We start from the raw sequence: 20,928 nt of genomic DNA on the forward strand, positions 1-20,928 counted from the left end.
TTTTATATATATAAGATATCGATTGCCACATCTAACAATTTAGATCATTATCCAGGTATACCATATTAAATAATATTCATGTTAATATTATTTTTATTTTATGATTCTTTATATTTCGCAAAAGATTGAGAGAATCTATGGTAAGTAGATGAAATTCTTACCGCTGGTGGATTATTTGGACAAATTATTCAAATAAAATAGAATGATATTCTCATAACAATTAATTACTATACTACTAAACTTATGATTAAGCGCGATTGTATAAAATGTATTTTACCTACAGGTACTATGAAATATTCATAATTTATATATAGGCCCTATTGTGTTAAATCGTTATCCTCTATGGAAGTATTTAGTATTAATTATATTATTAATATTTAGCATAATATATGCCATTCCTAATCTTTATGGTGAAGATCCCGCTATACAAATTACTGGTAAGTATAGTAATATTGTAAATACACAACAAATGGAAGAAATTCATTCTCTTCTTAAGCAAAAGAAAATAAACACAAAATCTTTAGTATTGACTAAAAATCATATTTTAATACGTTTTACAAATACAGATAGTCAATTATCTGCACATGAAACTATTTCAAGTAGTAATATTGCTAACAATTATACAGTTGCTTTAAACTTAGCATCTTGTATTCCAGCATGGTTAGCTAAATTAGCTGCGCGACCTATGAAAATGGGACTAGATTTACGTGGTGGAATTCATTTCTTAATTAAAATAGATATGGATAATATATTAGATAAGTTGCAAGAACAACGCGGTGAGATTCTAAAAAATGAACTAATGGAAAAAGAAATTACTTATCTAAGTATTTCTAAGTTTAAAAAAACAGGAAATATGATTGTTTTCAATCAAGGAAAAATTGATAATAATATTATTAATAATATTATTAAGCTTCATCCAGAACTTATAATTAAATCTAATAATAATATCTTGTACTTAATATTGAATAATAATACATTAAATAAAATTAAAGAAAAAATCATTCAACAAAACGTTGATGTTTTGCGAAACAGAATTAATAAACTTGGTATTAGAGAATCCCTAGTACAAAAACAAGGTAATGACTTTATAGCAGTTGAATTACCTGGTATTCAAGATACAGCTAGAGCAAAAGAGATTATTGGTACTACAGCAACTTTAGAATTTCATTTGGTGAATAATGATATTTCTCCTTTTTTGATTAGGAATCATAATATACCTTTTAATTCAGAAATCAAAAAAACGTCAGATGGAAATTATCTTTTATTAAATAAACAAGTGATACTTACTGGAGATCACATTACTGATGCGACTGTTTCTAAAGATCTGTATAATCAACCGCAAGTCAATATCTCATTAGATAGCACAGGTGGAAAAATTTTACAGAATTTTAGTAAAAATAATATAGGAAAATTAATTGCTACTTTATTTGTAGAATATTTAGATAGTTCTAAAAATGATAGTAATCATGAAGAAATTTTACAAAAAAACGAAACAATCATTAATATTGCTAGAATTCAGTCAATTTTAGGTAGAAATTTTTGTATTACAGGTATAAAAAATATATATGAAGCACGACAACTTTCTCTATTGCTTCGAGCAGGAACTTTAAGTGCTCCAATAAAAATTGTGGAAGAACGCATCATAGGTCCTACAATGGGCAAGCAAAATATCATAAAAGGATTAAAAGCTTGTTGTTTGGGATTAATTATCCCTATGATCTTTATGGTTATTTATTATAAAACATTTGGAATTATTGTGAGTATATCTTTAATTATTAATTTTATCATGATAGTTAGCATCATGTCTTTAATACCTGGAGCTACTTTAACTATGCCTGGTATTGCTGGTATTGTGTTAACAACCGCTGTAGCAGTGGATGCAAATGTTCTTATAAATGAGAGAATCAAAGAAGAATTTACCATTAAAAAATCTATCCAACAAGCTATTCATTGGGGTTATAAAGGAGCATCTTCTAGCATAATCGATGCAAATATTACAAATTTGCTTACTAATGTTATTCTTTATTCAGTAGGAAATGGATGTATAAAAGGTTTTGCGATTACAACTATAATTGGAATATTAACATCAGTATTTACTTCAATAATAGGTACTCGTGCTATTGTTAATGCAATTTATGGGAGAAAAAAGATTAGTAAAATTTCAATATAAAGGAATACAAGTGGTACTGCCAGATAAGAGAAAAAAATACCCACATTGCTTTGTAGCTTATGATTTCATGCGTTGGAATAAAATATCTCTAATATTGTCTATCTTATTACTTATATTTTCAATAATCAGTATATATAAAAAAGGATTTAATTTAAGTATGGATTTCACTGGCGGTACAGTGATAGAAATTCAATTAGAAAAACCAGTTGATTTGTCATTATTACGGAAAGTGTTTATAAATTCTGAATTTACAACATATAAATTAAAAAAAATCGGATATCTAGATATCATCCTAAATTTATCAAATCATAATAACTATTCAGAAGAAGAAATAGGCAATAAAATATTATCTATAATTAATAAAGTTACTTCTCAAAGAACTTACATAAAACGTATAGAGTTGATTGGGCCTAGTATCGGTCCAGATATATCACAATCAGGAATAGCAGCTTTGCTAATAGCATTATTTTGTATTTTGATATATGTTGGAATACGCTTTGAATGGCATTTAGCTATGGGAGTAGTATTATCACTTATACATGATATAATTATAACATTAGGTATTGTTTCGTACTTTCATCTAGAAATAGATTTAACTATTATAGCATCTTTGATGTCAATCATAGGATATTCTCTTAATGATAGTATTGTAGTATCCGATCGTATCAGAGAGAACTTTAGGAGAATATGTTGTACTACTCCTTATGAAATAATAAATATTTCATTAACCCAAGTTTCTGAGCGTACTCTTATAACCTCTTTTACCAATTTGGTTGTGATCTTAATTTTGTTAGTTTTAGGAGGAGAATTATTACAAGGATTTGCATTAATTATGTTGATTGGTATTTCAATTGGTACATTATCTTCTATTTGTGTAGCATCATCTATAGCATTAATTTTGGGACTGAAGCATGAATGTTCGGTCGTAAATAAAACCAAAAAACAAGACAACGATTATCCTTTTATATATTTTTAAATATGAGATAATTTAAAAAATAAATTAAAATAATTCATTATATTAAAATCGCATTTTTGATGCTTTTTTTTGATAATATATAAAATATTTTAGGCGTTAATCATGGCATAATATTAATAGCTTTATATTTATAATAGATTTCATAAACTCAAGAAAGGAAGAACTGAAACTATTTAGGATTAAAACATGTTAGATGAAGTATATATGTCAAGAGCTTTAGAGTTAGCTAAACGCGGTCGTTTTACTACTTCACCAAATCCCAATGTGGGGTGTGTAATTGTGAAAAACAATCATATTATTGGTGAAGGTTGGCATCAAAGAGCTGGAGAAGATCACGCAGAAATAAATGCCTTAAAAAAAATAACCGTAAATAAACAAGCTGAAGGAGCTACAGTATATGTTACTTTAGAACCATGTAGTCATTTTGGTAAAGTTCCACCCTGTTGTAATGCATTGATTAATGCGGGTATAAAACGTGTTGTAGCTGCTATGACAGATCCTAATCCACGCGTAAATGGTCGTGGCTTTCATCTTCTTAAACAAGCGGGTATTGAAGTTAAACAGGGATTGATGATAAATCAAGCAAAAATGCTTAATCGTGGTTTTATTAAGAGAATGAAGACTGGTCTTCCATTTATCCGATTAAAATTAGCTATGTCTATTGATGGTAGGACAGCTATGCAAACTGGAGAAAGCAAATGGATTACTTCTGTAACCTCTCGTCGTGATGTACAAGTAATGCGCGCTGAAAGTTCTGCACTACTGAGTAGTGGTATGACCATTCAAACAGATAATCCTTCTTTAACAGTACGATGGAAAGAATTAGATGAGGAAAATAAAAAATTCCTTTCAGAATCCACATTAAGACAACCTACACGAATTATAATAGATAGTAAAAATCTAGTTACACCGGAACATCATATAATTAATCAACCAGGAGAAACTTGGTTAATTCGCCATATATTTGATAATAATAAATGGCATAATAAAGTTAAACAAATAATTGCACCATTAAAAGATGGAAAAATAGATATTACATCACTTATAAACATATTGGGAAATCTTGAAATTAATGATATTTTGGTTGAAGCCGGAGCAAAGTTAAGTGGTTCTTTTATTAAAGCTCATGCTGTAGATGAAATAATAATTTATATAGCACCTAAAATATTAGGTACTACAGCTCGTGGATTATGTGAATTAAATCATTTAACTGAATTAAAAGATGCTTTTAAGTTCAAATTTACTGATATGAGTCAATTGGGAAAAGATATACGTTTAACTTTATTACCTGATAATGATTAAAAATATTATTATAATCCAACACTTTAAACAACACTTTTGAGAGATAAATATGAAAGTTATTAAAGCTAATATTCTTGCACCTGATGCTAATGTTGCTATTATTATTGCTAGATTCAACCATTTTATTAACAATAGTCTACTTGATGGAGCATTAGATGTATTGCAACGTGTCGGTCAAGTAAGAGATTCAAATATTACAGTTATATGGGTTCCTGGAGCATATGAGTTACCTTTAATAGCTAATGTATTAAGCAAATCTAATAAATATGACGGTATTATTGCTTTAGGAACAATAATGCGTGGAAGCACTGCTCATTTTGAGCATCTAGCTAGTGAAGTTAGTAAAGGAATCAGCGATGTAACTATTAATAGTTATATGCCTATAGCATTTGGTATATTAACTACTGATAATATAGAACAAGCAATTGAAAGAGCAGGAAGTAAAGCAGGAAATAAAGGGGCGGAAGCTGCTTTAACCATACTTGAAATGATTAATATATTAAAAGCTCTCTAAATTCAACAAATAAGAGGGATGTTGTGAAAATTTCGGCTCGTCATAATGCAAGAGAATTGGCTGTTCAAGCAATATACTCCTGGCAGTTATCAAATAATAATATTGGTGAGATAGAAGATCATTTTTTAAGCGAAAATAATACATCAGATATTGATATAAATTATTTTAAAGAATTGTTAGTTGGAGTTATAAGTAATAGAAATGATTTAGATAATCTCATGAAACCTTATTTATCACGTCAGCTAAAACATGTAGGTCAAATTGAAAAAGCTATTTTACGTCTATCTTTATTTGAATTAAATTCTCGAAGAGATATACCATATAGAGTGGTTATCAATGAAGGTATTGAATTAGCAAAAACATTTGCCGCTAAAGACAGTTATAAATTTGTTAATAGCATATTAGATAAAGTAGCTTTTTTTCTTAGATATAAGAAATATTAAATTATCTTTGTAATAATAGGTCTTATTAAATAAGATGCTATATATTATATTAATAAATAAATTTATCATGTAACTTCCCGAAATATCAACATAGATCATCATAACAGTATTATATAGGAAGAATTTATCAGTATAAATGTTATTTTAAAAGGTATGCCAATAATTGGTTAGCAGTACATTTTATATTTTTATTTAGAATACTAGATATATGTAAACCGGTACCAATTGATTTAGTATATAAAAATATGATATCATGTCAGATGATATTACTGCAGTTATCATATATATGATATATTTAGATATGGAATGCCAAAGTTTAATTTAGTTAAAAATAATATTAATTACACATGATTCGTATCGTTTGGTTACGTAATGACCTACGTATTAGAGATAATAAAGCTTTATATGCAGCATGTAGCGATTTAATAAGCGAAGTGCGAGTAGTATTTATTGCTACACCTAAACAATGGCAAAAACACCATATGTCTGCCTATCAATCCACCTTTATCTATAAAAATTTGATCAAAGTACAACAATCATTGGCTCAATGTGGAATTCCTTTTGTTTATCATGAATGTAATTATTTTGAGGATGCAATTATATGGTTAAAATATTATTGTAATAAAGAACAAGTAAAGGAACTTTTTTATAATTGTCAATATGAAATAAATGAACATAAAAGAGATCAAAAATTAAAAAAAATTTTAATGGGTCATGTAGTTTGTAAGAGTTTTCATGATTACACATTATTAGAACCAGGTAGTATATTAAATAATAATTCTGAAATGTATAAGATATACACTCCTTTTCGTAAAAAGGTTATAAATACGTTAAAAAAATCAAATGTTTTTTCTCTACCATCACCTCAAAGATATTACCGTAATACTATTACAGTGAAACCGATTCCTAAATTTGATTATCCATTTAACGAAAGTTCTCAAGAATTTCCATTGGGAGAAGAATCTGCATTAAATCTGTTAGAGATTTTCTGTTCAACTAAAATAACATCTTATGCTACTCAAACAAATTTACCTAGTTTATATAGTACTAGCTACTTATCTCCATATTTAGCAGTCGGTATTATTTCACCCAGACAATGTTTAAATACATTATTGAATCACTATCCTAATTTATTAGAAAATAATATAGCTGTTAGTTGGTTTAATCAATTAATTTGGCGAGAATTCTATAATCATACGTTAGCTAAATATCCTTTTTTATGTATGGGTAAACCTTATATTGATTGGACTAATAATATTGTTTGGAACACTGATGAAGAACATTTAATAGCCTGGCAAAACGGATATACTGGTTATCCGATTATTGATGCTGGAATGCGTCAATTAAATTCTACCGGATGGATGCATAATCGTATTCGAATGATTACTGCAAGCTTTTTAGTAAAAGATCTATTAATTGATTGGCGAATAGGTGAAAAGTATTTTATGTTACATTTATTAGATGGTAATTTAGCATTAAATAATGGAAACTGGCAATGGATTTCTTCTACAGGAAACAATTCATGGCCTTATTTTAGAAGTTTTAATCCTACTACTCAAGGTAAAAAAATTGATCCTAATGGAGATTTTATACGTAAATGGTTACCTGAACTTAATGAAGTCCCATCAAAGTATATACATAATCCACATGATTGGGCACAACATAGTAAGTATAAAATAGACTATCCCTTACCTATTATAGATCATAATGAAGCTCGTCAAAAGATGTTAATGGCTTTTAAAAAAGCTAAAAAATGTTCAAAAAGAATCTTTTCAACATAAAAACTATTTATCAAGTAAATATCACTTTTAGACTTCAAAAAAATATAATATAAATATTTATTTTATTTAATATCTTATTATTCAAAACAGATTTTCTCATTTTGACGATGTTTTGTAAAATAGCCCATTAGTAAACACATAATAAATACTATTAAATAAAGAATATTAGATGTAATTAAAGCATTATGTATTCCTGATTTAGCTACAATTGGACTGGTAACAATAAAAGTTAACATAGTACCCACTGTTCCACAAGTCAAAATACAGTTGATTAACTTTGGAGATGGCTGTTTGGTTTGTAATGATCCAAGAGTAATAATTAGAGTATAGATGGCACTAGAACTAAAACCTAGAGTAACCATTAACCAGAGTAACATATTAGTTGAATTAGTACTAATACACCACCGCATAATGAACGTGGAAAGACCAGTTAATACTACAAGAACACGATGCAAATCACAAAACTTCAATAAAAAACTAAAAAACCACATACCAAACATATAAGACAACCAGAAATTTCCTACTAATTTACCAGCATATAATATATTCATTTTCATATTTTCAGTAGCATATGTTGGTATCCAAGAGATAAATGATAACTGACCAAGTATATAACAAAGTGCAGATATGGAAAGTATAAAAACCCCTATACCCCATTTTTCTTTTTTCATATTACCGATTTCCGTTATTTTATGTATAACTGGAAATTCAATAATAAGAGATAATAAAAAAATTGATATATAAATTATTCCAATAGTACAGTAAACCCAATACCATGAGATATTATGAATTAAAAATTTCCCTGTAATGATGGGAAAAAGTACACCTGACATACTAAAAAATGAATCAGTAAACAGTAACCTCGGCCCACGCTGTTTTCCGTGATAAAGATGTGTAATTAAGTATGTCCCTATAGACATAGTAATTCCACTAATTATTCCTAGGATGAGCATACAAACTGAAAATACCATCAAATTATGATATTTGATTAATCCAGTTAATGCCAATATCATAAGAAAAAAACCAAAAATTAGTTGGCTTTTTAGGGGAATAATTTCCATGAGCCAGGCATTTAAAAAAATTGCTATTAAAATACCTGCATTAAGAAAAGTAAAGATGAAACTAATATTTGAGATAGGTAATGCAAAATATTGTGCTATATTCTTTATTAACATCCCAGTAACTATTACTAATGCACCCGTTAAAGCATAAGAAAGCCAACTAATCCAAGTCAGACATATGCGATTAAAATTAGTCATTGTGATAACCCAATTAAAAATAAATAATATTTATATGTAATTATTATAGAAGTATTTTATTATTATACAAATAAATATCATTTAAATAAAAAGAAATTGATAGTATCATAAAATCACTAATTCTTCAAACAATGTAATTATCAAATAATTATTTGATAATAAATTAGGTTTATTTAAGGGAATATTAATGTTATTACTTATTGATAATTATGACTCTTTTACTTGGAACATTTATCAATATTTTTGTGAATTGGGAGAAAAAGTTAATGTAGTTCGTAACAATGCTATTTCTTTAGAAGAAATAGAGAAATTATCTATAGATTATTTAGTAATTTCACCAGGTCCTGGAAATCCTGATTCTTCAGGTATTTCACTAGCTGCTATTCATTATTTTGCAGGACGTTTACCTATTTTAGGTATTTGCTTAGGACATCAAGTAATTGCGCAAGCCTATGGTGCACGTATTATATGTTCAAGTTACATGATGCATGGTAAGACTTCTAGTGTGACACACAATAACACCGGTGTTTTCTATAATTTAAATAATCCATTAACTGTGACACGATATAATTCATTAATCATAGATTTTAATTCATTACCTGATTGTTTTGAATTAACCGCATGGAGTAAAACTAATGAAGTATGTGAAATTATGGGCATTCGCCATAAAACACTAGCTATAGAAGGCATACAGTTTCATCCAGAAAGTATATTAAGTGAACAAGGACATCAATTATTTAAAAATTTTCTTAAATAATGCTTCATATGATTTATGATTATTAAATGTTTTTATTGATAAATATAAATCATAACAAATATAATGAAATTTATAGATCTTAATCTTGCTTTAAGATATTTATTCATGATATAATTATAAATTAAATTTGTTGCTCTATAATAGAATGCCTATAATGGGCGCTATAGATATATCATATGTATGACTTTAGTAAATTATTGAGACGGCTATACAATTAAAATTAGAAATGTAAAATATGATCTCTATCACTTAAATAAGTAGAATAATGCGTTATACATTATTAGTTACAGGACCCGCTTATGGCTCACAACAAGCTAGTAGCGCCTTATTGTTTGCAAAGAAGTTAATAGAATTAAAACAGGACCTAAAAAATATTTTTTTTTACCGTGAAGGAGTTTTAAATGCTAATAAATTTATTACACCCGCTAGTGATGAATATGATATGGTGAGGGAATGGCAATATTTACATAATACATTTTCTGTAAAATTACAAATATGTATATCTGCAGCATTGAGGCGAGGTATTGTTGATATGCGCGGTAACACACCATGTCACATTAGTAATTTACAAGGCGGTTTTGAACTTACTGGAATTAGTGATTTAACTGAGGCAATCATTCATTGTGATAGATTGATACAATTTTGAACGATATTGCTTTTGTTTTTACGCATGCTCCTCATGGTAGTAGTTCAGGTAGAGAAGGTCTTGATTTAGTATTAGCATCAGCTAATTTTGTAAAAAAAATTGCTTTATTTTTTATAGGAGATGGAGTTTTACAATTAGTATGTTTCCAAAAACCTGAAAAAATACTGGCTCGTAATTATATAGTGTCTTTTGGTATATTACCGCTTTATGATGTTAAGCATTACTATGCCTGTTATGAATCTGTCAAGGAAAGAGGATTACAAATTCATGAACCAAGAATCCTCAGCGTGGAAATTATACCATCAAAAAAAATACGATTAATTTTACATACATTTAGTACCATTATTACTTTTTGAAAAAATTTTTATGTTACATACTTTAATGAATTCTCCTTGGTATAGCGATCTTGATACAATCATTAGAATGGTTAATTATGATGATGATTTTGTATTATTTCAAGATGGGGTTATTGGAGCAATAAAAGACAGTATTATGCAAAAAAAGCTTCTTTCTATCCCAACAACTATTTGGGTGTTACAAGAAGATTTAGAAGCACGGGGTTTATCGAAAAAAATATCAGTAAATTTTCATTTATTAGACTATACTGGTTTCGTTAAATTAACTATGAAACATAGTCAACAAATAGCTTGGTAATTCAAGATACTTAATATTGACATATTTTTACAAATCAGAAATTTATATGTCCCTAGATTAACTACTGAGTATTATTTATTAAAAATTATATAGCATAATCAGGAGATATTTCAATGTCAACAATTAATCAGTTAGTTCGCAAATCTCGAGTACGTAAAATGATAAAAAGCAATGTTTCAGCTTTAACCGCATGTCCTCAAAAACGAGGTGTATGCACTCGTGTATATACAACTACTCCTAAAAAACCCAATTCAGCATTACGTAAAGTATGTCGTGTTCGTTTAACAAATGGTGTAGAAGTAACTTCTTATATAGGAGGAGAAGGACACAATTTACAAGAACATTCTGTTGTACTTATTCGCGGAGGTCGAGTTAAAGATCTACCAGGTGTACGCTATCATACTATTCGTGGAGCACTTGATTGTTCGGGTGTCAAAGACCGCAAAAAAGGGCGTTCGAAATATGGAGTGAAAAAACCCAAATCTTAATTTTTATTTTTAAAAATTAAATATTCCAGAAATTAGTAAAAATAATGGAGCATTTATAAATATGCCACGTCGTCATATCGTTGGTCAACGTAAAATTTTACCAGACCCTAAATTTGAATCTAAGTTATTAGCTAAATTTATTAATATACTTATGGTAAGTGGAAAAAAATCAATTTCTGAACTAATAGTTTATCAAGCATTGGATATACTAGCTAAACGTTTGGAAAAACCACCATTAGAAGCTTTTGAAAAAGCCATTGAGAATGTACAACCTTCTGTTGAAGTAAAATCTCGCCGTGTTGGAGGTTCCACTTATCAAGTACCAGTGGAAGTACGTTTAATACGCCGTAATACATTAGCTATGCGTTGGATTGTGGAAGCTGCGAGAAAACGTGGTGATAAATCTATGTCATTACGATTAGCAAACGAACTTTATGAAGCTAATAGTAATAAAGGCAATGCAGTAAAAAAACGTGAGGATGTACATCGTACAGCAGAAGCTAATAAAGCTTTTGCTCATTATCGCTGGTAATCCATAAATTTATGATATTAAAATAGAAGTGATCATGTAAATATATTTACTTTAGGTATTTGATAATCTGAGGAATTAAATGGCTCGTACAACACCTATAATCCATTACCGCAATATTGGTATAAGTGCCCACATAGATGCTGGTAAAACTACTACTACTGAACGTATTCTTTTTTATACTGGTGTGAATCATAAAATTGGTGAAGTTCATGATGGAGCGGCCACTATGGATTGGATGGCTCAAGAACAAGAACGTGGTATTACCATTACGTCTGCAGCTACTACTACTTTTTGGTCAGGAATGGCTAATCAATTCGAACCTCATCGCATTAATATCATTGATACCCCAGGACACGTTGATTTTACTATTGAAGTAGAACGTTCCATGCGTATTCTTGATGGTGCAGTAATGATTTATTGTGCGGTGGGTGGTGTGCAACCTCAATCTGAAACAGTATGGCGTCAAGCTAGTAAATATAAAGTTCCACGTATTGCATTTATCAATAAAATGGATCGTATAGGAGCAAATTTTTTAAAAGTAGTTGATCAACTTAAAAAACGTTTAGGAGCAAATCCCGTACCACTCCAATTAGCTATTGGAGCAGAAGCTAATTTTAGCGGTATTATTGACTTAATCAAAATGAAAGCCATACAGTGGAATGATTTAGATCAAGGAATTAGCTTTTCTTATGCAACAATACCTACAGAACTATTAAATTTAGCGGATAAATGGCGGCAAAATTTAATAGAATCAGCAGCAGAATCTTCCGAAGAACTTATGGAAAAGTATCTTAATGGTGAAGAACTAACCGAATTAGAAATTAAAAAAGGTTTACGAGAGCGTGTATTAAAGAATGAAATTCTTTTGATAACTTGTGGTTCTGCTTTTAAAAATAAAGGAGTACAGGCAATGCTAGATGCTATAATTGAATATTTGCCAGCTCCTACAGATATACCAGCAATTAAAGGTGTTTTGGATGATAACAAGACTCCAGCACAGCGTTATTCTGATGATAAACAACCATTTTCTGCTTTAGCTTTTAAAATTGCAAATGATCCATTTGTTGGTAATTTAACTTTTTTTCGTGTTTATTCAGGAGTAGTTAGTTGTGGAGATACTGTATTAAATTCTATAAAATCTCAGCGTGAAAGGTTTGGTCGTATAGTACAAATGCATGCTAATAAAAGAGAAGAAATCAAAGAAGTACGTGCGGGAGATATTGCTGCGGTAATAGGACTCAAAGATGTTATTACAGGTGATACGCTATGTGATCCACATCATCCTATTATTTTAGAACATATGGAATTCCCTGAACCAGTTATATCTATTGCTGTAGAACCAAAAACTAAAATAGATCAAGAAAAAATGAGTGTAGCTCTAAATAGATTAGCAAAAGAAGATCCATCATTTCGTGTATGGACTGATAAAGAATCTAATCAAACTATCATTTCCGGCATGGGAGAATTACATTTAGATATTATTGTTGATCGTATGAAACGGGAATTTAATGTTGAGGCCAATTTGGGTAAACCACAGGTTGCTTATCGGGAAACTATACTTCAGAAAGTAGAAAATATTGAAGGAAAATATATAAGGCAATCAGGTGGTAGAGGTCAATATGGTCATGTAGTAATTGATATCTATCCTCTTACACCAGGAAGTAAAGGATATGAGTTTATAAATGATATAAAAGGTGGTATTATTCCTGGAGAATATATTCCAGCTATTGATAAAGGTATACAAGAACAAATGAAATCAGGACCATTAGCAGGTTATCCGGTAGTAAATTTAGGGATACGTTTACACTTTGGTTCTTATCATGATGTAGATTCATCAGAATTAGCCTTCAAAGTAGCTGCATCTTTAGCGTTTAAAGAAGCTTTTAAAAAAGCCAAACCGGTTTTACTAGAGCCTATTATGAAAGTTGAAGTAGAAACTCCCGAAGAAAATCTAGGAGATGTTATAGGTGATCTTAATCGTCGCCGGGGGATAATTGAAGGTATGGATAATACAGCTAATAATATAACCATACGAGCTAAAGTACCATTATCAGAAATGTTTGGTTATGCAACAGATTTGCGTTCTCAAACGCAAGGACGTGCATCTTATTCTATGGAATTTATAAAATATTCAGAAGCTCCTAATAATATAGCTCAAATTGTTATCGAGAATCGTGGTAAATAAAGATTTATAAAAATATTTCATTAGTATAATTAAGCGTTGAGGACTATCATAATGGCAAAAGAGCAATTTAAACGTAAGAAACTGCATGTAAATGTGGGTACTATAGGACATGTAGATCACGGTAAAACCACATTAACTGCAGCAATAACAACTGTTCTATCCAAAAAATTTGGTGGACAGGCGCGTGCATTTGATCAAATTGATAACACCCCTGAAGAAAAAGCTCGTGGTATCACTATTAATACTTCTCATGTAGAATATGAAACATCTATTCGTCATTATGCTCATGTTGATTGCCCAGGACACGCTGATTATGTAAAAAATATGATTACTGGTGCAGCACAAATGGATGGTGCTATATTAGTTGTTGCTGCAACTGATGGTCCAATGCCGCAAACCCGCGAACATATATTACTAGCAAGACAAGTAGGTGTACCTCATATTATAGTCTATTTAAATAAATGTGATTTAGTAGATGATGAGGAATTACTGGAGTTAGTGGAAATGGAGGTGCGTGATTTATTATCACAGTATGATTTCCCTGGAGATACAGCTCCAATTATACGGGGTTCTGCTTTGAAAGCTTTAGAAGGTAATTTAGAATGGGAAGAAAAAATACTTGAATTAGCTAATTACTTAGACACTTACATTCCAGATCCTCTAAGAGCAATTGAAAAACCTTTCTTATTGCCTATTGAAGATGTTTTTTCAATATCAGGTCGTGGTACTGTAGTTACAGGTCGTGTGGAGCGTGGCATTATTAAAGTAGGTGATGAAGTTGAAATAGTAGGTATAAAAGATACTGTAAAATCTACTTGTACAGGAGTGGAAATGTTTCGTAAACTGCTTGATCAAGGACAAGCAGGAGAGAATGTAGGTATCTTACTGCGGGGGGTTAGAAGAGAAGACATTGAACGAGGTCAAGTATTAGCTAAACCAGGTTCTATTAAACCACATACAAAATTTGAATCAGAAGTTTATGTTCTTTCCAAAGAAGAAGGTGGACGTCATACACCCTTTTTTAAAGGTTATAGACCTCAATTTTATTTTAGAACTACAGATGTAACAGGTTCAATTGAGCTTCCAGAAGGGATTGAAATGGTGATGCCGGGAGATAATATTAAAATAGTTGTTACTCTTATTAATCCAATTGCTATGGATGAGGGATTACATTTCGCGATCCGTGAAGGTGGTCGCACTGTAGGAGCAGGTGTTGTTTCTAAAATTATTGCTTAAGTATAATATAGGTTGTACTATATAATTTATATTGTATACTTGTACAAGTAATATAATTAAGATTGTTTTGATATAAAAATCAAATTATTAGGAATATTTATAGAAATATTTCTTATCGTCTATATTGGTAATTTAGCTATTTGCGTATAAAAATCATACTTAATTATTTGATTAATCTCTTATGAATACCATAAAAAACATATATTTTACCTATAAAATTGAGAGCTATTATGTCAAACCAAAGAATACGTATTCGTTTAAAGGCTTTTGATCATCGTTTGATTGATCGTTCAACGTTAGAAATAGTAGAAACTGCCAAAAGTACAGGAGCACAGGTAAGAGGTCCAATTCCATTACCTACTCGTATAGAACGTTTTACTATTCTAATTTCACCACATGCTAATAAAGATGCTCGTGATCAATATGAGTTACGTACTCATAAACGTCTCATAGATATTGTAGAACCTACTGAAAAAACAGTAGATGCTCTGATGCGTCTTGATTTAGCGGCAGGTGTCGATGTACAAATCAGTTTAGGTTAATCACATACTTTACTAGTAATTGAGAGATCAAATTATGATTGGTTTAGTTGGTAAAAAAGTTGGTATGACTCATATATTTAACAATGAAGGAATTTCTATTCCTGTTACCGTAATAGAAATTAAAGAAAACCGTATTACTCAAATTAAAAATTTGAAAAAAAATGGGTATGAATCTATTCAAGTGACTACAGGTTTAAAAAAAGCGAGTCACATAAATAAAGCTCAAGCAGGTCACTTTGCTAAAGCTGGAGTTGAAGCAGGACAGGGATTATGGGAATTTCGGACTGATAGTGTAAAATATTCTATTGGACAAAGTATCAATATTAATATTTTTAGTAAAATAAAAAAAGTCGATATTACGGGTATATCTAAAGGAAAAGGTTTTGCAGGTACAGTTAAAAGATGGAACTTTAGTACTCAAGATTCAACACATGGTAATTCTTTATCTCATAGGGTACCAGGGTCTATTGGTCAAAATCAAACTCCGGGAAAGGTTTTTAAAGGTAAAAAAATGGCAGGTCAGTTAGGTAATGAAAGGGTAACTATTCAAAGTTTGGAAGTAATACAAATCGATATAGAGCGTAATTTCATTTTAGTTAAAGGCTCTGTTCCCGGTGTAATTGGTTGTAACTTAATTGTTAAGCCAGCCATTAAGAATTAGGGGTAAGTCATGGAATTAGTATTACAAGATGGGAAAAATTCGTTAACTGTTTCCCGTAAGATATTTGATTGTGATTTTAATAAATCTTTAGTACATCAGGTTATAATGGCTTACTCTACAAACGCGAGGCAAGGTACAAAAGCACAAAAAAATCGTGCAGAAGTTTCAGGTTCTAATAAAAAACCATGGCGTCAAAAGGGTACTGGACGTGCTCGTGCAGGATCAATTCAGAGTCCTCTATGGCGTTCTGGAGGAGTAACATTTGCTGCAAAATATCATAAGTATAACAAAAAAATTAATAAAAAAATGTACCGTAGTGCATTAAAAAGTATTTTTTCTGAATTAATCCGCCAAAAACGTTTAATAGTAGTAGAACAATTTTTTATAGAACAACCAAAAACAAAGACTTTATTAAATAAATTAAAAGAGATGCTATTAGATGAGGTACTAATTATTAGCAAAGAAATAGAGACAAATTTATATTTTGCTGCTCGTAATATATATAAAGTAGAAGTGATTAGAACGGTGAATATAAATCCAATAATCTTAATGGCGTTTAAGAATGTTCTAGTAAGTGTTAGTGTAATTAGACAAATAGAGGAAATGCTAACATGATCTATGTTAATGAAGAACGTTTTTTAAAAATATTACGTGTTCCTCATATATCTGAAAAAGTATCTATTCTTACGGAAAAAACTAATACACTTGCTCTAAAAGTAAGAAAAGATGCGACCAAGATAGAAATCTTTAATGCAGTTGAGGCATTATTTAAAGTAAAAGTGTTACATGTTAATACATTTATAGTAAAAGGTAAAATTAAACATTATAAAAAAAGAATAGGTCGTTGCAGTAATTGGAAAAAAGCTTATATAACTCTAAAAAAAGGTGAAGTTTTGAACTTCGTCGGCACATGTGAATAGACTGGAGGAAAATACTATGCCAATAATTAAATGTAATCCTACATCTTCAGGACGTCGTCATGTCATTAAGGTAGTTAATCCAGAGTTACACAAAGGCAAACCAGTGAGTTGTTTAATAACAAAAAAAAATAAATCTGGAGGCAGAAATAATCAAGGTCGTATCACTACTCGTCATATCGGTGGTGGTCATAAAAAAGCTTATCGTTTAATAGATTTTAAGAGAAATAAAGATAATATTCCTGCAATAGTTAAACATTTTGAATACGATCCTAATCGTTCTGCTAATATTGCTCTAATTGTATATAAAGATGGAAAAAAAAGTTATATTTTAGCTCCAAAAGGTTTAAAAATAGGCGATGAGATCATATCTGGAGTTAATGCTCAAATCAAAATAGGTAATACATTACCTATGTTTAATATTCCCCTAGGATCCACTGTACATAATATAGAAATAAAACCAGGTAAAGGAGGACAGATAGCTCGTTCCGCTGGAGCTTATGGACAAATTGTTGCAAGAGAAGGATCTTCTGTTACTATACGTTTACGCTCTAGTGAAATACGTAAGTTAGAAGCCACTTGTCGTGCAACAATAGGCGTCGTTGGTAATGCTGATCATATGCTACGCACTTTAGGTAAAGCTGGAGCAAAACGTTGGCGTGGTATTCGACCTACTGTTCGTGGTACTGCAATGAATCCAATTGATCATCCACATGGTGGTGGTGAAGGACGTAATTTTGGAAAACATCCAGTTACTCCTTGGGGCGTTCAAACTAAAGGAAAAAAAACGCGCAAAAATAAACGTACTGATAAATTTATTATACATCCTCGCAGTAAATAAAAATTATGAGGTAAGTCAAATGCCACGTTCTATTAGAAAGGGTCCTTTTATTGATCAACATTTATTAAAAAAAGTAGAAAAAGCAGTAGAAAATGGTGATAAAAAACCCTTGCGTACTTGGTCACGTCGTTCAACAATATTTCCAAAGATGATTGGCTTAACTATTGCTATCCATAATGGTCGTCAACATGTGCCTGTTTTTATTTCTGACGAAATGGTTGGTCATAAATTAGGTGAATTTGCTCCAACACGTACCTATCGGAGTCATAACCCTGATAAAAAGGTTAAACCGAAATAACTGGGAGGAAATAAGATGGAAACAATTGCGCAGCATCGTCATGCATGCTCTTCACCTCAAAAGGTGCGTCTAGTAACAAATTTAATACGAGGTAAAACAGTATCACAAGCTTTAAACGTTTTAACTTATACTAATAAAAAAGCAGCTATATTAGTTAAAAAGGTTTTAGAATCTGCTATTGCTAATGCTGAACACAATGATGGAGCTGATATTGATCATCTGAAAGTATCAAAAGTGTATGTTGATAATGGAGCTACTATGAAACGTATGATGCCTAGAGCAAAAGGTAGGGCAAATAGTATTTTAAAACGCACTAGTCATATTACCATAATTGTTTCAGATCATTGAAATATTGGAGATTATTAATGGGGCAGAAAGTACATCCTAATGGTATTAGATTAGGAATTGTTAAGTCATGGAATTCTACGTGGTTTGCTAATAAAAAAGAATTTGCAGATGTTTTAGAAAATGATTATAAGGTGCGTCAATTCCTTATGAAAAGTTTAGCTAAAGCCGCTATATCGAAAATTATAATAGAACGTCCTGCTAAAAGCATAAAAGTTACCATTCACACAGCAAGACCAGGTATTGTTATTGGCAAAAAAGGAGAAGATATAGAAGAATTACGCTTAATGGTTTCTAAAATTGCTGGAGTGCCAACTCAAATTAATATATCTGAGGTTAGTCATCCAGAATTAGATGCGAAATTAGTTAGTGATAGTATATGTTCTCAATTAGAACGCAGAATAATTTTTCGTCGTGCAATGAAAAGGGCCGTCCAAAATGCTATGCGCATGGGAGCAAAAGGAATTAAAGTTGAAGTCAGTGGTAGATTAGGAGGTACTGAAATCGCAAGATCGGAATGGTATAGAGAAGGACGTGTTCCTTTACATACATTACGTGCAGATATTGATTATAATATCTCAGAAGCACATACAACATATGGTGTAATAGGTGTCAAAGTTTGGATTTTCAAGGGAGAAATTTTAGGTGGCATAGCAAATGCTAATTACGTTGAGAATAAATCTCATAAAAAAACATCACGTAAAACTCGTAATTTAAGTAAGAGGAGTAGATAATGCTACAACCAAAGCGTACTAAATTTCGTAAAATGCAAAAAGGTCGTAATAGAGGTTTAGCATCTGGTACGGAAATAAGTTTCGGTACCTTTGGATTAAAAGCAATTGATAGAGGTCGTCTAACTTCTAAACAAATTGAATCAGCTCGTCGAACTCTGACGCGTGCAATTAAACGTCAGGGTAAGATTTGGATCCGTATATTTCCTGACAAACCAATTACTCAAAAACCTCTAGAAGTAAGGATGGGAAAAGGAAAAGGTAATGTCGAATATTGGGTAGCAATGATTAAGCCAGGTAAGATATTATATGAGATGGATAGTGTATCTGAAGAAATAGCGCGTAGAGCATTTAAGTTAGCAGCTGCGAAATTATCTATTAAAACTACATTCGTAACTAAAATGGTGATGTAATGAAAATAAATGAGCTCCGTAAAAAAAATGTAAAAGATCTTAGAAAAGAAGCTATTGATTTACTCCGTGAACAATTTAATCTACGTATGCAGTCAGTATCTACTAAAAAAATCCCTAGTCATAAGTGGAAACAAATTTCGCGTCATATAGCTCGTATCAAAACTTTAGTGATTAAAAAAAATAGAGGTAAATCTAATGACGGATCAAAGCAGTCTGCTACAAGGTCGCGTAATAAGTAATAAAATGGAAAAATCTGCGGTTATTACTGTTAAGCGTTTAGTAAAACATCCAATATACGGAAAATATATCAAACGTACAACTAAATTACATATTCATGATGAAAAAAACATTTGTAGAATTGGTGATTTAATTGAAATTAAACAATGTCGTCCTCTCTCTAAGAAAAAATCTTGGACTTTAGTCCGAGTTGTCGAACAAAAGGTTTTTTGATAATTATCATACAATATTTTTCACTTTAAAAAAATAATGATACACTATCATTATGTCTAATTATATGGAGAATGATTATGATTCAAGAACAAACTGTATTAAATGTAGCAGATAATTCAGGTGCACGTACTGTACAATGTATAAAAGTGTTGGGCGGTTCTAAACGTCGTTATGCAAAAATTGGTGATATTATTAAGGTGGCTATAAAAGAAGCTATTCCAAGGGGTAAGGTAAAAAAAGGAGATGTCCTTAAAGCTGTAGTTGTCCGTAGTAAAAAAGGAATTCGTCGTTTAGATGGTTCCGTTATTCGTTTTGATAATAATGCATGTGTTGTTTTAAACAACACTCTTCAACCAATTGGAACACGTATTTTTGGTTCAGTTACTCGTGAATTACGGACAGATAAATTTATGAAAATTATTTCTTTAGCACCAGAAGTACTTTGAGAGGTACACAAATGGCAGCAAAAATACGTCGAAATGACTATGTCATCGTGCTTGTTGGTAACGATAAAGGTAAATGTGGTAAAGTTACAAATATTTTAGCTTCTAATATGGTTATTGTAGAAGGTATTAACTGGGTAAAAAAACATCAAAAACCAGTTCCATCTACTAATCAGCCGGGGGGTATTTATAAAAAGGAAGGAGCTATTCATATTTCTAATATTGCTGTTTTTAATGTAGAAACCGGTAAAGCGGATCGAATAGGTTTTAGATTTGAAGATGGAAAAAAGGTACGTTTTTTTAAATCTAATAATAAAACTATAAATAACAAGATGAAGCAATAA

The 20,928-nt window shown here is 30.6% G+C and carries 27 protein-coding genes and 1 pseudogene; 27 read left to right on the forward strand and 1 reads right to left on the reverse strand.

The genetic code is table 11. The annotated features are described in order from the left end of the window. Positions 1 to 322: 322 nt before the first annotated feature. The 6 genes from secD (at position 323) to phrB (ending at position 7,186) form a co-directional block, all read left to right on the forward strand. A complete protein-coding gene (secD, locus tag ICMP_RS01175) occupies positions 323 to 2,170 on the forward strand; it encodes a protein translocase subunit SecD (protein ID WP_041069042.1) in 1,848 nt (615 codons plus the stop codon). Between the two features lie 67 nt (positions 2,171 to 2,237). Continuing rightward, positions 2,238 to 3,146, forward strand: coding sequence for a protein translocase subunit SecF (gene secF / locus ICMP_RS01180; RefSeq protein ID WP_052456850.1), 909 nt, complete (start codon positions 2,238 to 2,240; stop codon positions 3,144 to 3,146). A gap of 186 nt (positions 3,147 to 3,332) precedes the next feature. Beyond that, positions 3,333 to 4,448 (forward strand): bifunctional diaminohydroxyphosphoribosylaminopyrimidine deaminase/5-amino-6-(5-phosphoribosylamino)uracil reductase RibD, encoded by a 1,116-nt coding sequence (ribD, locus tag ICMP_RS01185; RefSeq protein ID WP_041069045.1) that lies wholly within the window; start codon positions 3,333 to 3,335, stop codon positions 4,446 to 4,448. Positions 4,449 to 4,497: 49 nt separating this feature from the next. Beyond that, entirely contained in the window at positions 4,498 to 4,962 is a 465-nt protein-coding gene (ribH, locus tag ICMP_RS01190; protein WP_041069048.1) for a 6,7-dimethyl-8-ribityllumazine synthase, read from the forward strand. 23 nt (positions 4,963 to 4,985) lie between these two features. Further along, a complete protein-coding gene (nusB, locus tag ICMP_RS01195) occupies positions 4,986 to 5,405 on the forward strand; it encodes a transcription antitermination factor NusB (protein WP_041069051.1) in 420 nt (139 codons plus the stop codon). 347 nt (positions 5,406 to 5,752) lie between these two features. After that, positions 5,753 to 7,186, forward strand: coding sequence for a deoxyribodipyrimidine photo-lyase (phrB, locus tag ICMP_RS01200; RefSeq protein WP_041069054.1), 1,434 nt, complete (start codon positions 5,753 to 5,755; stop codon positions 7,184 to 7,186). Between the two features lie 77 nt (positions 7,187 to 7,263). Here phrB and tsgA read toward each other — a convergent pair whose 3' ends face one another. Further along, complete coding sequence (tsgA, locus tag ICMP_RS01205; RefSeq protein ID WP_041069058.1) at positions 7,264 to 8,445, reverse strand: MFS transporter TsgA; 1,182 nt, start codon at positions 8,443 to 8,445, stop codon at positions 7,264 to 7,266. A gap of 187 nt (positions 8,446 to 8,632) precedes the next feature. On the opposite strand from tsgA, the gene ICMP_RS01210 reads away from it, so the two are divergent. From ICMP_RS01210 to rplX, 21 genes and pseudogenes are all read left to right on the forward strand, one after another. Continuing rightward, on the forward strand, positions 8,633 to 9,202 hold the full coding sequence (locus ICMP_RS01210) for an anthranilate synthase component II (protein WP_041069061.1): 570 nt from the start codon (positions 8,633 to 8,635) through the stop codon (positions 9,200 to 9,202). 265 nt (positions 9,203 to 9,467) lie between these two features. Beyond that, positions 9,468 to 9,848 carry a sulfurtransferase complex subunit TusD gene (tusD, locus tag ICMP_RS01215; protein WP_041069063.1) on the forward strand — a complete coding sequence of 127 codons (381 nt, stop codon included), beginning with the start codon at positions 9,468 to 9,470 and terminating at the stop codon, positions 9,846 to 9,848. Beyond that, entirely contained in the window at positions 9,845 to 10,204 is a 360-nt protein-coding gene (gene tusC, locus ICMP_RS01220) for a sulfurtransferase complex subunit TusC (protein ID WP_041069065.1), read from the forward strand. The genes tusD and tusC overlap by 4 nt, the downstream gene beginning before the upstream one ends. 10 nt (positions 10,205 to 10,214) lie before the next feature. Continuing rightward, positions 10,215 to 10,502 (forward strand): sulfurtransferase complex subunit TusB, encoded by a 288-nt coding sequence (gene tusB, locus ICMP_RS01225; protein WP_041069067.1) that lies wholly within the window; start codon positions 10,215 to 10,217, stop codon positions 10,500 to 10,502. 113 nt (positions 10,503 to 10,615) lie between these two features. Beyond that, a complete protein-coding gene (rpsL, locus tag ICMP_RS01230) occupies positions 10,616 to 10,990 on the forward strand; it encodes a 30S ribosomal protein S12 (protein WP_041069069.1) in 375 nt (124 codons plus the stop codon). Between the two features lie 61 nt (positions 10,991 to 11,051). After that, a complete protein-coding gene (gene rpsG / locus ICMP_RS01235) occupies positions 11,052 to 11,522 on the forward strand; it encodes a 30S ribosomal protein S7 (protein ID WP_041069072.1) in 471 nt (156 codons plus the stop codon). A gap of 79 nt (positions 11,523 to 11,601) precedes the next feature. After that, the gene (gene fusA / locus ICMP_RS01240; RefSeq protein WP_041069075.1) at positions 11,602 to 13,707 is read left to right on the forward strand and encodes an elongation factor G; all 2,106 of its coding nucleotides are present in this window, start codon (positions 11,602 to 11,604) and stop codon (positions 13,705 to 13,707) included. Positions 13,708 to 13,758: 51 nt separating this feature from the next. Beyond that, on the forward strand, positions 13,759 to 14,943 hold the full coding sequence (tuf, locus tag ICMP_RS01245; RefSeq protein WP_041069078.1) for an elongation factor Tu: 1,185 nt from the start codon (positions 13,759 to 13,761) through the stop codon (positions 14,941 to 14,943). Positions 14,944 to 15,173: 230 nt separating this feature from the next. Continuing rightward, positions 15,174 to 15,485, forward strand: coding sequence for a 30S ribosomal protein S10 (gene rpsJ, locus ICMP_RS01250; protein WP_041069081.1), 312 nt, complete (start codon positions 15,174 to 15,176; stop codon positions 15,483 to 15,485). 34 nt (positions 15,486 to 15,519) lie between these two features. Further along, complete coding sequence (rplC, locus tag ICMP_RS01255) at positions 15,520 to 16,146, forward strand: 50S ribosomal protein L3 (RefSeq protein ID WP_041069084.1); 627 nt, start codon at positions 15,520 to 15,522, stop codon at positions 16,144 to 16,146. Positions 16,147 to 16,155: 9 nt separating this feature from the next. After that, positions 16,156 to 16,761: a 50S ribosomal protein L4 gene (gene rplD, locus ICMP_RS01260; RefSeq protein ID WP_041069087.1), complete on the forward strand. Its 606-nt coding sequence runs from the start codon at positions 16,156 to 16,158 to the stop codon at positions 16,759 to 16,761. After that, positions 16,758 to 17,066, forward strand: a complete 309-nt coding sequence (rplW, locus tag ICMP_RS01265) for a 50S ribosomal protein L23 (protein WP_041069090.1) — start codon at positions 16,758 to 16,760, stop codon at positions 17,064 to 17,066. Before rplD ends, rplW begins: the two co-directional genes overlap by 4 nt. Before the next feature lie 16 nt (positions 17,067 to 17,082). Beyond that, positions 17,083 to 17,904 (forward strand): 50S ribosomal protein L2, encoded by an 822-nt coding sequence (rplB, locus tag ICMP_RS01270; protein WP_041069093.1) that lies wholly within the window; start codon positions 17,083 to 17,085, stop codon positions 17,902 to 17,904. A 19-nt stretch (positions 17,905 to 17,923) separates the two neighbouring features. Then, positions 17,924 to 18,202: a 30S ribosomal protein S19 gene (gene rpsS / locus ICMP_RS01275; protein ID WP_041069095.1), complete on the forward strand. Its 279-nt coding sequence runs from the start codon at positions 17,924 to 17,926 to the stop codon at positions 18,200 to 18,202. Positions 18,203 to 18,217: 15 nt separating this feature from the next. Further along, positions 18,218 to 18,550 carry a 50S ribosomal protein L22 gene (gene rplV / locus ICMP_RS01280; RefSeq protein ID WP_041069100.1) on the forward strand — a complete coding sequence of 111 codons (333 nt, stop codon included), beginning with the start codon at positions 18,218 to 18,220 and terminating at the stop codon, positions 18,548 to 18,550. 17 nt (positions 18,551 to 18,567) lie between these two features. Continuing rightward, positions 18,568 to 19,281 carry a 30S ribosomal protein S3 gene (rpsC, locus tag ICMP_RS01285; RefSeq protein ID WP_041069103.1) on the forward strand — a complete coding sequence of 238 codons (714 nt, stop codon included), beginning with the start codon at positions 18,568 to 18,570 and terminating at the stop codon, positions 19,279 to 19,281. Beyond that, on the forward strand, positions 19,281 to 19,691 hold the full coding sequence (gene rplP, locus ICMP_RS01290) for a 50S ribosomal protein L16 (RefSeq protein ID WP_041069106.1): 411 nt from the start codon (positions 19,281 to 19,283) through the stop codon (positions 19,689 to 19,691). The genes rpsC and rplP overlap by 1 nt, the downstream gene beginning before the upstream one ends. Continuing rightward, positions 19,691 to 19,870, forward strand: a pseudogene (gene rpmC, locus ICMP_RS01295) (50S ribosomal protein L29); the annotation flags it as partial. The gene rplP and the pseudogene rpmC, both read left to right, overlap by 1 nt. 16 nt (positions 19,871 to 19,886) lie before the next feature. After that, entirely contained in the window at positions 19,887 to 20,141 is a 255-nt protein-coding gene (gene rpsQ / locus ICMP_RS01300; protein WP_041069108.1) for a 30S ribosomal protein S17, read from the forward strand. Between the two features lie 77 nt (positions 20,142 to 20,218). Continuing rightward, positions 20,219 to 20,587, forward strand: coding sequence for a 50S ribosomal protein L14 (gene rplN, locus ICMP_RS01305; RefSeq protein ID WP_041069110.1), 369 nt, complete (start codon positions 20,219 to 20,221; stop codon positions 20,585 to 20,587). Positions 20,588 to 20,598: 11 nt separating this feature from the next. Continuing rightward, positions 20,599 to 20,928 (forward strand): 50S ribosomal protein L24, encoded by a 330-nt coding sequence (gene rplX / locus ICMP_RS01310; RefSeq protein ID WP_041069112.1) that lies wholly within the window; start codon positions 20,599 to 20,601, stop codon positions 20,926 to 20,928.

It is taken from the genome of Candidatus Ishikawaella capsulata Mpkobe (genome assembly GCF_000828515.1).
Classification (GTDB): Bacteria; Pseudomonadota; Gammaproteobacteria; order Enterobacterales; family Enterobacteriaceae; genus Ishikawella; species Ishikawella capsulata.

What these genes read in the sequence shown, in the direction of transcription:
- phrB (WP_041069054.1), top strand. Translation starts at nt 5,753, where the DNA reads ATGATTCGTATCGTTTGGTTACGTAATGACCTACGTATTAGAGATAAT.
- rplP (WP_041069106.1), top strand. Translation starts at nt 19,281, where the DNA reads ATGCTACAACCAAAGCGTACTAAATTTCGTAAAATGCAAAAAGGTCGT.
- ribD (WP_041069045.1), top strand. Translation starts at nt 3,333, where the DNA reads ATGTTAGATGAAGTATATATGTCAAGAGCTTTAGAGTTAGCTAAACGC.
- rplX (WP_041069112.1), top strand. Translation starts at nt 20,599, where the DNA reads ATGGCAGCAAAAATACGTCGAAATGACTATGTCATCGTGCTTGTTGGT.
- rplC (WP_041069084.1), top strand. Translation starts at nt 15,520, where the DNA reads ATGATTGGTTTAGTTGGTAAAAAAGTTGGTATGACTCATATATTTAAC.
- rpsC (WP_041069103.1), top strand. Translation starts at nt 18,568, where the DNA reads ATGGGGCAGAAAGTACATCCTAATGGTATTAGATTAGGAATTGTTAAG.
- rpsS (WP_041069095.1), top strand. Translation starts at nt 17,924, where the DNA reads ATGCCACGTTCTATTAGAAAGGGTCCTTTTATTGATCAACATTTATTA.
- rplD (WP_041069087.1), top strand. Translation starts at nt 16,156, where the DNA reads ATGGAATTAGTATTACAAGATGGGAAAAATTCGTTAACTGTTTCCCGT.
- rplW (WP_041069090.1), top strand. Translation starts at nt 16,758, where the DNA reads ATGATCTATGTTAATGAAGAACGTTTTTTAAAAATATTACGTGTTCCT.
- rpsL (WP_041069069.1), top strand. Translation starts at nt 10,616, where the DNA reads ATGTCAACAATTAATCAGTTAGTTCGCAAATCTCGAGTACGTAAAATG.
- ICMP_RS01210 (WP_041069061.1), top strand. Translation starts at nt 8,633, where the DNA reads ATGTTATTACTTATTGATAATTATGACTCTTTTACTTGGAACATTTAT.
- rplV (WP_041069100.1), top strand. Translation starts at nt 18,218, where the DNA reads ATGGAAACAATTGCGCAGCATCGTCATGCATGCTCTTCACCTCAAAAG.
- tusD (WP_041069063.1), top strand. Translation starts at nt 9,468, where the DNA reads ATGCGTTATACATTATTAGTTACAGGACCCGCTTATGGCTCACAACAA.
- rplB (WP_041069093.1), top strand. Translation starts at nt 17,083, where the DNA reads ATGCCAATAATTAAATGTAATCCTACATCTTCAGGACGTCGTCATGTC.
- secF (WP_052456850.1), top strand. Translation starts at nt 2,238, where the DNA reads ATGCGTTGGAATAAAATATCTCTAATATTGTCTATCTTATTACTTATA.
- tusB (WP_041069067.1), top strand. Translation starts at nt 10,215, where the DNA reads ATGTTACATACTTTAATGAATTCTCCTTGGTATAGCGATCTTGATACA.
- rpsQ (WP_041069108.1), top strand. Translation starts at nt 19,887, where the DNA reads ATGACGGATCAAAGCAGTCTGCTACAAGGTCGCGTAATAAGTAATAAA.
- tuf (WP_041069078.1), top strand. Translation starts at nt 13,759, where the DNA reads ATGGCAAAAGAGCAATTTAAACGTAAGAAACTGCATGTAAATGTGGGT.
- rpsG (WP_041069072.1), top strand. Translation starts at nt 11,052, where the DNA reads ATGCCACGTCGTCATATCGTTGGTCAACGTAAAATTTTACCAGACCCT.
- rpsJ (WP_041069081.1), top strand. Translation starts at nt 15,174, where the DNA reads ATGTCAAACCAAAGAATACGTATTCGTTTAAAGGCTTTTGATCATCGT.
- rplN (WP_041069110.1), top strand. Translation starts at nt 20,219, where the DNA reads ATGATTCAAGAACAAACTGTATTAAATGTAGCAGATAATTCAGGTGCA.
- fusA (WP_041069075.1), top strand. Translation starts at nt 11,602, where the DNA reads ATGGCTCGTACAACACCTATAATCCATTACCGCAATATTGGTATAAGT.
- tsgA (WP_041069058.1), bottom strand. Translation starts at nt 8,445, where the DNA reads ATGACTAATTTTAATCGCATATGTCTGACTTGGATTAGTTGGCTTTCT.
- ribH (WP_041069048.1), top strand. Translation starts at nt 4,498, where the DNA reads ATGAAAGTTATTAAAGCTAATATTCTTGCACCTGATGCTAATGTTGCT.